The following is a 14916-nucleotide window of genomic DNA, read 5'->3' as shown; positions in this document are numbered from 1 at the left end:
TGACTCCTGTCTTAGCGTGCCGGCTGAGTAGTCGCAGTGGACTGCTCGTAGTGATAGCGACCGGTTTTCAGGCTGCTTGGGCCAAGGCGCGCGAACTTGAACATCAGGAACAGTTCAGCCACCAGGAACAGGGTGTACAGACCGCAAATCAGCAGCATGGAGAAGATCAGGTCGCCTGCAGTCAGGGAAGAGTTCGCTACCGCCGTTGGCAGTACCTCACCAATGGCCCATGGCTGACGGCCATACTCCGCAACAAACCAGCCGGATTCGATAGCGATCCACGGCAGTGGAATACCGTACAGCGCCGTGCGCAGCAGCCATTTTTTCTCGCCGATGCGGTTACGAATGACGGACCAGAAGGAAGCCGCAATGATCAGCAGCATGATGATGCCGCAGCCCACCATGATACGGAATGCGAAGTACAGTGGCGCAACACGCGGAATCGAGTCTTTGGTCGCCATCTGGATCTGCGCTTCCGTCGCATCAGAAACGTTCGGGGTATAGCGTTTCAGCAGCAGACCGTAACCCAGATCTTTCTTCACGTCGTTGAACTGGTCACGTACCGCCTGATCGGTCGAACCGGCACGCAGCTGTTCCAGCAGCGAGTAGGCTTTCATACCGTTACGGATACGCTCTTCGTGCTGAACCATCAGCTCTTTCAGACCAGTGACCTGCTTATCAACAGAACGGGTGGCGATGATACCCAGCGCGTAAGGGATCTGAATCGCGAAGCGGTTTTCCTGCGCGTCCTGATCGGGAATACCGAACAGCGTAAAGGCAGCAGGCGCGGGTTGAGTTTCCCATTCAGCTTCGATTGCAGCCAGTTTGGTTTTCTGCACGTCACCCATTTCGTAACCGGATTCATCACCCAGAACGATAACAGAGAGGATGGCAGCCATACCGAAGCTTGCAGCGATAGCAAAGGAGCGCTTAGCAAAGGCGAAGTCACGACCGCGCAGCATGTAGTAAGAGCTGATGCCCAGAATGAACATCGCGCCGCACACGTAACCAGAAGCCACGGTGTGAACGAATTTCACCTGTGCAACCGGGTTCAGGACCAGCTCGGCAAAGCTGACCATCTCCATACGCATGGTCTCGAAGTTGAAATCAGACGCGATGGGGTTCTGCATCCAGCCGTTCGCCACCAGGATCCACAGCGCGGACAGGTTCGAACCTAATGCCACCAGCCAGGTGACGGCCATATGCTGGACTTTACCCAGACGGTCCCAGCCGAAGAAGAACAGACCTACAAAGGTGGATTCGAGGAAGAAGGCCATCAGACCTTCAATGGCCAGCGGCGCACCGAAGATGTCCCCTACATAGTGGGAATAATATGACCAGTTAGTCCCGAACTGGAACTCCATGGTCAGACCGGTGGCCACGCCCAGTGCGAAGTTGATACCAAACAACTTGCCCCAGAACTTGGTCATATCTTTATAAATCTGTTTGCCGGAGAGGACGTAAACCGTTTCCATAATGGCCAGCAGGAACGCCATACCGAGCGTCAGCGGCACAAACAGGAAGTGGTACATCGCGGTCAAGGCAAACTGTAAGCGCGACAGTTCGACTACGTCTAACATTATGACTCCTTGCTCATCGCATGAAGACTCCGAGAGTGAACCCCGTCAGAAGAGATCCACACGCATGCCCCAATACAAATTATTCGCATCCTGGTCGTCGTTATTACCCTGAAGAAGGATAAAAACGATGACGTCAGGTTACAAATAGGTTAATAAAAAACTCAAATTGATCCCGCAAATATAATACGCTGCAAAACCCTTACAATAAACAGGTTTTTATTGAATCACATTTACGTTTTTCGACGGCGATCAATTTATAGCAAAATTACCACTTTTCGGCCATTTTGATCGGGAACAATTTAGCGCTTTTCAACGCCTTTTTCCAAGGATTAAACATTGATTTAAATCAAAAACCAGCAGCAATGTTAATCATGTTTAATCGCGGTGAGAATGGTAAAAACCATGTTAACGATATGTACATGCAAGGATGTGATAGGTTATCGAAGAAGGAAAAAATATAAACAGAAGTGATTTTTATTAACGCGAGAGAAATTGTCCTTTTCAAGCGCGACCAACAATAAAGCGTAGTCGAGCCAGATTATTTTTCCATTGCTTTTCTGCAACCCTTAGAAATTACATTTAATTTACCTTTCTCACCCCATAAGTTAACACCACGGTGTGATTATTCAATGAAAAAAGGCCGCTAATGCTGCAGCCTTTTATCACTGTTTTCAGCCGACAAGCACGCTAAAGGTGCGTGACTGTCCAGGCCTGAATACCCCGGCAATGCCCTCGCCTTCATGCTGCGCTAACACCTGTTCATTCATGTCCGTTTCGCAGCACCGTTTCACCGTCGGATTCACAGATAACGTCGCGTCACATGCGCTGGACGCTGACGGGTTAAACAGACGAAGAATAAGCTCATCACGATCTTCCGCCTTTTTGAGAGCACTGAGCACACATCCCGTTGGCGAAAGCGCTAACAAACTGTAACTTTCCGGCGTGGTAAACGGTGCGGGGTTCAGTTTCATGGCATCCCAGGGAATTTTGTTGTAGCACTGTACGGGCGTTAACCACGATTTAGCCTGCTGCGCGACACCCGCATTTTCCGGCGTACCGCTGAAACTGAAGAGACTAAAGCGACAGCTTAACGCGCCCCGAACCTGGGAGTCAGGAACGGGCAGTTTGATCCCTGATGGTCTGCCGGGACGCAACAGCAAATCTTCTTTGCCGAGTAGCCCCACGCCACGCAACAAGGTTACGGCAAAGGCTTTTTTATCCTCGCCCACCACTTCAAATTCGCGCAGTCCCTCGGTGAACAGCGCCAGCCCGTTTCGTTTCTCCTGCAGGACGGCGTAATTGAGTAAGTTCCAGACGGGAACCGGCGCTTCTTTCCAGCCCTCCTCCTGCCAGTTTTGCATGGCGGGATCCTGCGCAGCACGCGTGACCGTACCAAACTGCGTATCCGCTAATACCTCCTGAGTTGTAAACGGCGTTGGGATCAGCACGCGAACGCGGTGGTCGTCAGCCTGATTGTCCAGACGAACCGCCACATCAATGCGTCTGCTGTTGTGGCTAAGCGTGATTTCACACTCAGCGCTGAGAGAACCGTTCCTCTGGCGCGCCGTGCGTTCGGCCAGATTAGCCGGAACAGCGATCCGATGACGGATCACCGCCCTGCTCTGCCAGCCTTCATGCGTCACCTCAACCTTATGCTCGCCCTGTGCTGAAGTGAGCCTCCACTCTTCCCGGGCAGGCGAGTAGTCGTACTCATCGCCATCATCCGAACTCTCTTCGATTTCCAGTACGCGGTCATTAATCAGCCCGGTTTCTTTGTCACGCAGGCGCAGCGTGCCGTCTTCATTGAAATCAACCTGCCAGAACGCATTTTCAAGTAAGGATTCTGTGTTTTTCACCGCTGCGCGCTGCTTCCCGGCCACGTTCGGTTCGATAAACAACGTACGGTACCCCATCGACGGCAGTATCTGGCTGAGCTGAATATCAAACTCCATAAACGGTTCGTAATTGCCGTAATGGACAATCTGTCGGTCGATGAGACCGGGGTCGAGTTCGCGTGCGCTGCGAATGAAATACGGAATCTCATTGCCTTTATCATCCCGCAGACGGAACTGGCTGGCACGCAGTCGGATGGTGGTGTTCATCACCTCTTCACGCGGCCAGGGCATCAGGTTGAACATCACCAGCTTATCGGCATCGCTTTGCGGCATGTTGTCGACAATCTTGCGCATATAGAAACGCACCAGGTTGTCTGCCATGTCTTCAGCCAGTTCGAAGCGGGAGACAATCTCACGATGCACTTTGTCGCTGCAGCAGCAACCGATGCTGTCGTGAGCGTGGTTTTTGAGGATCTCTTTCCACATTTTCTCCAGCAGACCGTGGTGGTAATCGAAGCCCAGCGTCCAGGCAAGGGTCGCCAGCGGCTCGAGGATATTGACAATTTTGTTCTCAATACGCGCATGGGCGATTTTGATGTCCATGCGCGTAGAGCCGATTGTCCGGTGAACGCGCATGTATTTCCCGTCGATAAACTCCCCTTTTACCGTCGCCAGTTCATCGCGGTGCGCATCGATGTGGTCAAATACCTCTTCGAACCGACTCATCACAAACTGACGCTGGGGATAGATTTCTCGCAGCTTGTCCATTACTGCAAAAATATTCTGCTGCAGCGGCATCTGATCGTGACCGTTGGGCAGCAAAATCTCTTTGGTGACGGAGGCGCTTTCCAGCACCTCGAGATAGCTGTCGAGCCGCTTTCGCAGCCCCGCTTCGTCCTCCGGTAAGTACTTACCAATCGCGTAGCCCAGCGGCAGTACCTGTGCCGTCACTTCGCTGCCGTCCTGGCTCTGCCAGAGAAATTCCGTTTTATCGGTTCCGTGTCGTTCCGAGCAGCCGCGCCAGAACATGGTCCGCGTTATGCCAAACCCGTTATAAATATGCGGAAGCTGACCGGACATACCAAATGAATCGGGCAGATAGCCGATTTTCATCGGCTCGCCGAACGCCATACAGTCGCGAATGCCATACATAAGGTTGCGGACGATCGACTCGCCGCTGACGAGGGTGGTATCAGTCTGGGTATACCAGGGGCCGATAATCAGTTTTCCGCGCTCGACCAGGGCCTTCACGCGCGCGCGGTTTTCAGGCACGACGGCAAAATAATCCTCCAGCACCGCCGTCTGCCCATCAAGGACGTAATATTTATACTCGTCATCCTGCTCCAGGCGGGTCAGGATCTCTTCCATATTATTGACCAGAAGAATACGTGACTCTTCGGTGGTGAAATACCACTCACGGTCCCAGTGCATATGCGGTGTGATATGAACGCGAGATACAGCTTTCATCTTCGTTTCCTGTGTGTGAGTTTTTACCGTATGGCGTCTTCAGTGACGTAGTTGCCCTTTTTTACCGCCTGGCGTCGCCAGAGCAGCAGAACAAACGTGGAGATAGCGGCCCCCAGCACCGCCGCGCCAAACCAGCCCGCCGCGGCAACCACACCGGTCAGCCCTGCGTCGTGAAGTAAAAAGAGAGAGAAAATACCCGCCCCCGGGGTAGACAGCCCGATCCCCATCGCCCCAACAATCGCGCCGGTTACCATGGAGCCGAGCACAAAGGAGCCAATGACGCGAAGGGGATCTTCTATCGCCATCGGAATCGCCCCTTCGGTAATGCCCGCGAGTCCGAGCAGCCACGTTGATTTACCGGTTTCAATTTCAAACGGTTTAAACAGTCCCGGAGCCAGCATCGTTGACGCCGTCACGGTAAAGGCCGAGACCATTTTGACGGAGGCAAAGATGGCATAGGGACCGTATACGCCGTTCGCCATCGCGCCCAGGCAAAACGCGTAAGAGGCTTTGTTGACCGGCCCGCCCAAATCAAATGAACACATAAAGCCGAGGATCGCCCCCAGGAGCAGCGCATTCGCACCGGACAGACCATTAAGCCAGACGGTGAGCGTGTTATTAAGCCAGGCCACCGGTTCGCCGATCACAAACAGCATCAGGCTACCCGCCCCCAGCACGCCAATGACCGGATAGAGATAAAAGGTTAAAAAGCCGTTATAGCGGCTACTCAGGCGAATGTGATTTTTCACCCAGCGCATCAGGTAACCCGCGATCAGGCCGCCCACGATAGCCCCCAGAAAACCGGAGCCGATCATATTGGCAGCAAGACCGGCAGCAAATCCCGGTGTCAGCGCGGGTTTATCCGCCAGCGAGTAAGCGGTATACGCGGCCAGAACGGGAACCATCAAAATTCCGAGCATGCCGCCGCCAAGCTTGCGGTACATCCACAGCCACGAGTTTTCCTGGTCGAACAAGTGCTGCAAGCCCAGGATTTGCGCCAGCAGTACCGACACAGCCAGCACCGTACCGCCAGCGACGATCAGCGGCACCGCAAAGGAGATCCCGCTGAGGAGCGCCTGTTTGAGCTCACTTTTTACGCCCGTTTTCGTTTCGGTATCGACGTACTCATGACCCGCATCGGATGAAGGCCGTAGCGCCAGCGCGCGCTCAATTAGCGCTTCAGCATGGCGCAGGGGCTCCGCAACGGGGACGGAAATCGCGGGGATCCCCTGAAAACGCTCACGCTCTTTGATCGCCACGTCTGCGGCAAAAATGCATGCTTTCGCCTCCTTCAACTGCTGCGCAGTGATGCGCCCCTCAATGCCGTTCGCCCCCTGCTTTTCGACCACCACGTTGACGCCCAGCCTGCGTCCCGCTTTTTCCAGGTATTCCACAGCCATATAGGTATGCGCAATTCCAGCCGGACAGGCGCTAACGCAAACGATCGTCGGGGCATTCACCGCAACGGCGGCCTCTTGCGCTTCAGGGGTCGCTTCCAGGGCAGCAAGCACATCTTCCGCCGTGGTGGCTGCCATCACGCGCGCCCGGAGATCGTCATCCGCCAGGCGAGACGTCAGTTCCGTCAGTACCTGAATATGTGTCGACCCCGCTTCGGCAGGAGGAATGGCGAGAAGAAAAATCAGCTCAACCTCTTCCGGTCCGTCCACGCCTTCCCACTCCAGCGGTTCGCGTAGCGTTGCCACGGCGAAGGCCGCTTCTTTCACGACGGCTGATTTACCGTGGGGCACCGCCAGCCCTTCGCCCAGGGCGGTGGGGCCAAGCGATTCCCGATGGAAAACTTCTTTAAGAAAAGCATCGGCATCAGCAATTTTGCCCAGCGCCACCAGACGTGTCGCAAGCTGACGGATTGCCTCATCCCGGCAGGAAAACCGCGCCTGAACGCAAACTGCACGCGGATCGGTCAGGGTCGTCAGGTTCATAGTGATCCTCACATTTAGATCGTTATTGTCTGGGATGGATTCTGGCAGATCTTATAATACATGTATGTGATCACTTTCACTAATAAGCCAATTTGTATTTTATTTGTATTATTTACAAATCATCAGTTGAATGCATAATTCCCTGAAAAGGTATTAAGCAGGCGCAATCAAATGGGTAATAAACCGATGTACCGGCAGATAGCCGATGCGTTTCGCGAGAAAATTAACGCCGGGGAGTTAAAACCCGGTGACGCGCTCCCGACGGAGTCCAGCCTTCAGGAGACGTTCAGCGTTAGCCGTGTCACCGTCCGGCAGGCCCTGAAACTGCTGGCTGATGAGCAGATTATCGAAAGCATTCAGGGCAGCGGCTCTTATGTAAAAGAGGAACGCGTAAATTACGATATCTACCAGCTCACCGGCTTTTACGAAAAGCTGGCGGACCGAAACGTCGATACGCACAGTGATGTTAAAATTTTTGAAGTGGTGAAAGCCGATGAGCGGCTTGCGGCAACGCTGGCCATCAATCCGGAGGATAAAGTCTGGCACGTGAAGCGCGTACGCTTTATCAAGCAGAAGCCGGTTAACCTGGAAGAGACATGGATGCCGCTGGCAATGTTCCCCGACCTCACCTGGGACGTGATGGAAAATTCGAAATACCACTACGTCGAGCAGATCAAAAAGATGGTTATCGATCGCAGCGAGCAGGAGCTTGTGCCGATCATGCCATCAGAGGAGGCGATCGCCGCGCTGGCGCTCGATCCGGCCAAACCGATCCTGGAAAAAGCCTCCCGCGGTTTCCTGAAGGACGGACGGGTATTTGAATACAGTCGCAACTTCTTCAATACCGACGATTACAAGTTCACGCTCGTTGCCAAACGCAGGCAATAAAAAAGGCCGCTTTTCAGCGGCCAACCATGTCGAAACGGACATTTTTTTACTTCAACGCTCCCCTGTCGGGGAGCAGAGAGGACTTACTTAATGATGGATTTCAGTGCTTCGCCGATATCCGCCAGGCTGCGAACGGTTTTCACGCCTGCGGCTTCGAGCGCTGCGAATTTCTCGTCAGCCGTACCTTTACCACCGGCGATGATCGCCCCTGCGTGACCCATACGCTTGCCTTTCGGCGCGGTCACACCCGCGATGTAACCGACAACCGGCTTGGTCACGTGTTCTTTGATGTAAGCAGCCGCTTCTTCTTCCGCGCTACCACCGATCTCACCAATCATCACGATCGCTTCGGTCTGTGGATCTTCCTGGAACAGTTTCAGGATGTCGATGAAGTTAGAGCCCGGGATCGGGTCACCGCCGATGCCCACACAGGTGGACTGGCCGAAGCCGTAATCGGTGGTCTGCTTAACGGCTTCATAGGTCAGGGTACCGGAACGGGACACGATGCCCACTTTGCCCGGCTTGTGGATGTGACCCGGCATGATGCCGATTTTGCATTCGCCTGGCGTGATGACGCCTGGGCAGTTCGGGCCGATCATGCGCACGCCGGCTTCATCCAGCTTCACTTTCACGGTCAGCATATCCAGCGTCGGGATACCTTCAGTGATGGTGATGATCAGTTTGATGCCCGCGTCGATCGCTTCCAGAATGGAGTCTTTGCAGAACGGTGCCGGAACGTAGATAACGGTCGCGGTTGCGCCCGTCGCTTCTACGGCTTCACGCACGGTGTTGAACACCGGCAGGCCCAGGTGCGTGGTGCCACCTTTACCTGGCGTGACGCCGCCAACCATCTGCGTGCCGTAGGCAATCGCCTGTTCGGAGTGGAAAGTCCCCTGGCTACCGGTGAAGCCCTGGCAGATAACCTTGGTATCTTTATTAATTAAAACTGACATTATTTCCCCTCCACTGCGGCAACAACCTGCTGAGCTGCATCCGTCAGACTTTTCGCTGCAATAATATTCAGGCCGCTGTCAGCCAGTTTTTTCGCGCCGAGTTCAGCGTTGTTACCTTCCAGACGTACAACCACCGGAACGTTAACACCCACTTCTTCTACCGCACCAATGATACCATCGGCAATCAGGTCGCAACGAACGATGCCGCCGAAGATGTTAACCAGAACCGCTTTAACATTGTCGTCAGAGAGGATGATTTTGAACGCTTCGGTCACGCGCTCTTTGGTTGCGCCACCGCCCACGTCGAGGAAGTTCGCTGGCTCACCACCGTGCAGCTTAACGATGTCCATGGTGCCCATTGCCAGGCCTGCACCGTTAACCATACAGCCGATGTTGCCGTCCAGCGCCACGTAGTTCAGCTCCCACTGCGCAGCCTGTGCTTCACGCGGGTCTTCCTGAGACTGGTCGCGCATTTCGCGCAGATCCGGCTGGCGGAACAGCGCGTTGCCGTCAGCGCCCAGTTTGCCGTCGAGGCAGATCAGATCGCCCTGGGTGGTGATCACCAGCGGGTTAATCTCGATCAGCGCCAGGTCGCGCTCCAGGAAGATAGTCGCCAGACCCATGAAGATCTTGGTGAACTGCTGAACCAGCTTGCCTTCCAGACCCAGTTTGAACGCCAGCTCGCGACCCTGGTAAGGCATTGGGCCTGCCAGCGGATCGATCGCCACTTTGTGGATCAGATGTGGGGTTTCTTCCGCCACTTTTTCGATTTCCACGCCGCCTTCGGTAGACGCCATGAACACCACGCGACGGGAGCTACGGTCAACAACCGCGCCCAGGTACAGCTCTTTAGCGATATCGGTCGCTGCTTCAACCAGGATCTGGTTAACCGGCTGGCCGTTTGCATCTGTCTGGTAGGTCACCAGACGTTTGCCGAGCCAATGTTCAGCAAACGCACGAATCTCTTCTTTGCTCTTAACAACCTTCACACCGCCCGCTTTACCACGGCCACCAGCGTGAACCTGACATTTAACTACCCACGGGCCGGAACCGATTTTAGATGCGGCTTCTTCTGCTTCACGCGGGGTAGTACAGGCATAACCCACCGGAGCCGGTAAGCCATACCGGGCAAACAGCTGTTTGGCCTGATATTCATGTAAGTTCATGTGTTCTATCCATCCTTCAGGTAATCGTTAGGTAGTGCTTTTAGTGGCCCGGCAGCCATACGCCGCCGGGCAAGACTGCAAAACTAGACGTCCAGCAGCAGACGCGTTGGATCTTCCAGCAGCTCTTTAATGGCAACCAGGAAGCCCACGGACTCGCGGCCGTCGATCAGGCGGTGATCGTAAGAGAGCGCCAGGTACATCATTGGCAGGATCTCAACTTTACCGTCTACCGCCATCGGACGATCTTTAATGGCATGCATACCCAGGATCGCGCTCTGCGGCGGGTTAATGATCGGGGTAGACATCAGCGAGCCGAATACGCCGCCGTTGGTAATGGTGAAGTTACCGCCGGTCAGGTCGTCTACGGTCAGCTTGCCGTCGCGGCCTTTAACAGCCAGCTCTTTGATATTTTTCTCGATGTCAGCCATACCCAGGGTATCCACATCACGCAGAACCGGGGTGACCAGACCACGTGGGGTAGAAACCGCCATGCTGACGTCGAAATAGTTGTGGTAAACCACGTCATCGCCATCGATGGACGCGTTCACTTCCGGGTAGCGTTTCAGCGCTTCAACGACAGCCTTCACGTAGAAGGACATAAAGCCCAGACGGATACCGTGACGTTTTTCAAACGCGTCACCGTACTGCTTACGCAGGTCCATGATTGGCTTCATGTTCACTTCGTTGAAGGTGGTCAGCATCGCGGTGGAGTTTTTCGCTTCCAGCAGACGCTCGGCTACACGCTTACGCAGGCGCGTCATTGGGACGCGTTTTTCGCTACGGGCACCCAGAGCAGGCTGAGCTGCTGCTGGCGCTGCCGCAGGGGCTTTCGCTTCTGCCTGAGCAGGTGCTTTCGCCAGGTGCTTGTCGATGTCTTCACGCGTCAGACGGCCACCCACACCGGTGCCTTTGATGGCAGCCGGGTCAAGGCTATGTTCAGCCAGCAGGCGACGGATCGCCGGGCTGAGGGCGTCGTTAGACTGTTCTTCCAGAGAAGCCTGCTGGCGCTGAGCCGGCGTAGAGGCTTTCTCTTCAGTCCTGGCGCTGGACTCTTTACCCGCGCTGTTGCCTTCACGCAGGCGACCCAGGATCTGACGAGAGGTGACGGTCGTACCTTCATCTTCCAGCACCGCGTCCAGTACGCCATCCGCCGAAGCCGGTACTTCCAGTACCACTTTGTCAGTTTCGATTTCTACCAGCACTTCATCGCGCTTAACGGCATCGCCTGGTTTTTTGTGCCAGGTAGCGACGGTCGCATCTGCTACAGATTCAGGCAAGTCGGGAACAAGAATATCTACGCTACTCATTATGTATCCTTTAATTAATCGACGTTCAGCGCGTCATTGACCAGATCTTGTTGCTGCTTCTGGTGAACGGACATATACCCTACCGCCGGAGAGGCGGAGGCCGGGCGACCTGCGTAACGCAGAGCGGACCCAAATGGAATCACTTCACGGAAATGATGCTGGCTGCAGTACCATGCGCCCTGGTTAAGCGGCTCTTCCTGGCACCAGACAAAATCATGAACGTGAGCGTAAGGTTTCAGCACTTCCTGCATCGCCTGATGCGGGAACGGATAAAGCTGTTCGATACGCACGATGGCGACATCTTTCTGATCGTTCTTACGGCGCTGTTCCAGCAGGTCGTAATAAACCTTACCAGAACACATCACCACACGCTTCACGGCCTGCGGATCCAGCTCGTCAATCTCACCGATGGCTGGCAGGAAGGTGCCGTTTGCCAGCTCATCCAGGCTGGATACCGCCAGCGGATGGCGCAGCAGGGATTTCGGAGACATGACCACCAGCGGACGGCGCATACCGCGCAGTGCCTGACGACGCAGCATGTGGTAGACCTGAGCCGGAGTGGACGGCACGCAAACCTGCATGTTCTGCTCAGCGCAAAGTTGCAGATAGCGTTCCAGACGCGCGGAGGAGTGCTCCGGACCCTGGCCTTCATAACCGTGCGGCAGCAGCATGACCAGACCACACATGCGGCCCCACTTCTGCTCGCCGGAGGAGATGAACTGGTCGATAACGACCTGCGCACCGTTGGCGAAGTCACCGAACTGCGCTTCCCAGATGGTCAGGGTGCGTGGTTCAGCGGTGGCGTAGCCGTATTCGAAGGCCAGTACCGCTTCTTCAGACAGTACGGAGTCCCAGACTTTGAACTGACCCTGACCGTTGTGGACGTGCTGCAGTGGGGTATAGGTTGAACCGTTAGACTGATTGTGAACCACAGCGTGACGGTGGAAGAAGGTACCACGGCCCGCATCTTCGCCGGACAGACGCACGGGAATGCCTTCGTCAACCAGCGTTGCATAAGCCAGCGTTTCCGCGCCACCCCAGTCAAACAGCTTCTCACCTGCAGCCATGGACTGACGGTCAGCATAGATTTTCGCCACGCGAGACTGCATCTCGATAGCGTCTGGTACGGTGCTGATGCGTTTAGCCAGCTCCTGCAGACGCTTCATCTCAACCTTGTTCGGGTAGCTCTCATCCCACTCGTGGTTGAGGTACGGCGACCAGGTAAAGGAGTGCATGTTCATCGGACGCAGCTCTTTCACTACGCATTCACCCGCATCCAGCGCATCGCGGTAGAGGTTGACCAGTTCGGTCGCATCTTCCAGCGTCGCCACTTTTTCGCTTTCCAGCTTGTCAGCATAGATTTTGCGTGGCGTCGGATGTTTTTTGATTTTCTGATACATCAGCGGCTGGGTTGCACTTGGCTCATCCGCTTCGTTGTGGCCGTGACGGCGGTAGCAGAAGAGGTCAATGAACACATCGCGTTTGAAGGTATTACGGAAGTCCAGCGCCAGACGGGTCACGAAAGCGACAGCTTCCGGATCGTCCGCGTTCACGTGGAAGATCGGCGCCTGAACCATTTTACCGATGTCGGTGCAATATGGTGTAGAGCGGGCATCCAGCGGGTTAGAGGTGGTGAAGCCCACCTGGTTGTTGATCACGATGCGAACGGTACCGCCCACTTCATAACCACGCGCTTTCGACATGTTCAGGGTTTCCTGAACCACGCCCTGCCCGGTTACCGCCGCATCACCGTGAATGGTGATTGGCAGCACTTTGTTGCTGCTTGGCTCGTCCAGACGATCCAGACGCGCACGCACGGAACCGATAACCACCGGGCTGACGATCTCCAGGTGTGACGGGTTAAACGCCAGCGCCAGGTGAACCAGACCGCCTTCGGTTTCGATATCAGACGAGAAGCCCATGTGGTACTTCACGTCGCCGGTGCCGAGGTGCTCTTTATGTTTGCCCGCGAATTCGTCGAACAGGTCCTGCGGTTTTTTACCCAGCACGTTGACCAGGACGTTCAGACGACCACGGTGCGCCATGCCCAGTACCACTTCACGGGTACCGCTCTTGCCTGCATGACGAATCAGCTCTTTCAGCATCGGCACCAGCGCGTCGCCGCCTTCCAGCGAGAAGCGTTTTGCGCCCGGGAATTTCGCGCCCAGATAGCGCTCAAGGCCCTCTGCTGCAGTCAGTTCGCCAAGGAAACGTTTTTTCTCTTCTGCTGAGAAATTCGCATGGCCCGCTACGGATTCGATACGCTGCTGGATCCAGCGTTTCTCTTCGGTAGAGGTAATGTGCATGTATTCCGCGCCGATGGAGCCGCAGTAGGTTTGCTTGAGCGCATCAATGAGTTCGCCCAGCTTCATCGTGTCTTTGCCGATGGCAAAAGAACCTACGTTAAAGCTTTCCTGGAAATCGGCCTCGGTCAGATCGTGATACGCCGGATCGAGATCGGCCACACGTTCTTGCTGCCACAGTCCCAGCGGATCGAGATTCGCATGCTGGTGACCACGGAAGCGATAAGCGTTGATAAGCTGCAGGACTTTAACCTGCTTCGCATTGGTGTCAGGGTCGGAAATCGCAGAAGAGTAACGTGAGGCATCCTTCGCCAGACGACGGAAATAATCACGTGTTTTGGAATGGAATTGATCCGGTTTGACCCCTGTGCCAGGCAACTGCTGGAACATGGAACGCCAGTTTGCGTCCACTGAGTCAGGATCGGTTAAGAAGTCTTCATAGAGCTGTTCAATCCAGCTCTGGTTCGCACCAGAAAGGAAAGAAGAGTCCAGCCAGGCTTTCATTGCGCCGTTCTGCATCGTGATCCCTTAAGCATTTTTATGCTTACTTTCGCCGTAGAAACTACCACGCACACCACGTGTACGTGCCGGGGTTCACCTGCGAGCTCTTTTCATTTGGCCCGCGAAGGAACCTTTAGAAACTGTCTAAACTTCAGGGCAGTTTTTAAAGGTTTCTGCAATTCGCCCGGTGGCGCTACGCTTACCGGGCCTACTGTTACGTAGGCCGGATAAGCGCAGCGCCATCCGGCGTTTTTACTTACGCACTGCGCTGCAGCAGCATCGACTTAATATGGCCGATGGCGCGCGTCGGGTTCAGTCCCTTCGGACATACACTGACGCAGTTCATGATGCTATGGCAGCGGAATACGCTGAAAGCGTCACTCAGTCCTTCCAGACGACTCTCGGTTTCGGTGTCGCGGCTATCGATCAGGAAGCGATAGGCAGCCAGCAGACCGGCCGGGCCGATAAACTTGTCCGGGTTCCACCAGAACGACGGACAGGACGTTGAACAACATGCGCAGAGAATACACTCGTACAACCCATCGAGTTTTTCACGCTGCTCAGGAGACTGTAAGTGCTCGCGAGCGGGTGGATTTTGCCCATTATTCAATAAGTAAGGCTTAATCTTCTCATATTGTGCATAGAATTGCCCCATGTCTACCACCAAATCACGCACGACCGGCAGGCCTGGCAGAGGACGGATAACAATTTTCTGACCAGGACGCTGCAACGCGGAAATTGGCGTGATGCAGGCCAGGCCATTTTTACCGTTCATGTTCACGCCATCAGAGCCGCAGACCCCTTCACGGCAGGAGCGACGGAACGACAGTGTCGGATCTTTTTCTTTCAGCTGGATTAACGCATCCAGCAGCATCATGTCGCGACCTTCTTCCGCTTCCAGGGTGTAGTCCTGCATACGCGGAGCATCATCAACATCCGGGTTATAACGATAAACTGAGAATTCGAGTTTCATTAT

9 protein-coding genes are annotated in these 14916 nt (G+C 54.8%); 1 reads left to right on the top strand and 8 read right to left on the bottom strand.

Translation table 11 applies throughout. The features are described 5' to 3' along the window. Nucleotides 1-11: 11 nt before the first annotated feature. The 3 genes from cydA to mngA form a co-directional block, all read right to left on the bottom strand. The gene (gene cydA / locus ACOTXR_RS00710; RefSeq protein WP_014883043.1) at nucleotides 12-1580 is read right to left on the bottom strand and encodes a cytochrome ubiquinol oxidase subunit I; all 1569 of its coding nucleotides are present in this window, start codon (nucleotides 1578-1580) and stop codon (nucleotides 12-14) included. Between the two features lie 671 nt (nucleotides 1581-2251). After that, the gene (mngB, locus tag ACOTXR_RS00705) at nucleotides 2252-4882 is read right to left on the bottom strand and encodes a mannosylglycerate hydrolase (RefSeq protein ID WP_058689818.1); all 2631 of its coding nucleotides are present in this window, start codon (nucleotides 4880-4882) and stop codon (nucleotides 2252-2254) included. Between the two features lie 23 nt (nucleotides 4883-4905). Beyond that, the gene (mngA, locus tag ACOTXR_RS00700) at nucleotides 4906-6822 is read right to left on the bottom strand and encodes a PTS 2-O-a-mannosyl-D-glycerate transporter subunit IIABC (protein WP_058689817.1); all 1917 of its coding nucleotides are present in this window, start codon (nucleotides 6820-6822) and stop codon (nucleotides 4906-4908) included. Between the two features lie 171 nt (nucleotides 6823-6993). Here mngA and ACOTXR_RS00695 point away from each other — a divergent pair, with 171 nt between their 5' ends. Further along, nucleotides 6994-7710, top strand: coding sequence for a GntR family transcriptional regulator (locus ACOTXR_RS00695; protein ID WP_023336930.1), 717 nt, complete (start codon nucleotides 6994-6996; stop codon nucleotides 7708-7710). Nucleotides 7711-7793: 83 nt separating this feature from the next. On the opposite strand, the gene sucD is transcribed toward ACOTXR_RS00695, so the two are convergent. The 5 genes from sucD to sdhB form a co-directional block, all read right to left on the bottom strand. Beyond that, entirely contained in the window at nucleotides 7794-8663 is an 870-nt protein-coding gene (sucD, locus tag ACOTXR_RS00690; RefSeq protein ID WP_008501094.1) for a succinate--CoA ligase subunit alpha, read from the bottom strand. Beyond that, nucleotides 8663-9829, bottom strand: coding sequence for an ADP-forming succinate--CoA ligase subunit beta (gene sucC, locus ACOTXR_RS00685; RefSeq protein ID WP_006809579.1), 1167 nt, complete (start codon nucleotides 9827-9829; stop codon nucleotides 8663-8665). Before sucC ends, sucD begins: the two co-directional genes overlap by 1 nt. Nucleotides 9830-9912: 83 nt before the next feature. Continuing rightward, nucleotides 9913-11136 (bottom strand): 2-oxoglutarate dehydrogenase complex dihydrolipoyllysine-residue succinyltransferase, encoded by a 1224-nt coding sequence (gene odhB / locus ACOTXR_RS00680; protein WP_058689816.1) that lies wholly within the window; start codon nucleotides 11134-11136, stop codon nucleotides 9913-9915. 14 nt (nucleotides 11137-11150) lie between these two features. Continuing rightward, on the bottom strand, nucleotides 11151-13958 hold the full coding sequence (sucA, locus tag ACOTXR_RS00675; RefSeq protein ID WP_023332418.1) for a 2-oxoglutarate dehydrogenase E1 component: 2808 nt from the start codon (nucleotides 13956-13958) through the stop codon (nucleotides 11151-11153). 238 nt (nucleotides 13959-14196) lie between these two features. Beyond that, nucleotides 14197-14913 carry a succinate dehydrogenase iron-sulfur subunit SdhB gene (gene sdhB / locus ACOTXR_RS00670; RefSeq protein WP_014883037.1) on the bottom strand — a complete coding sequence of 239 codons (717 nt, stop codon included), beginning with the start codon at nucleotides 14911-14913 and terminating at the stop codon, nucleotides 14197-14199. Nucleotides 14914-14916: the final 3 nt, after the last annotated feature.

The sequence above is a fragment of the Enterobacter cloacae complex sp. IR53030 genome (assembly GCF_049238365.1).
Lineage (GTDB): Bacteria > Pseudomonadota > Gammaproteobacteria > Enterobacterales > Enterobacteriaceae > Enterobacter > Enterobacter kobei.
Note: the sequence above shows the minus strand (reverse complement) of the source record. Positions and strands in the feature narration are given on the sequence as shown.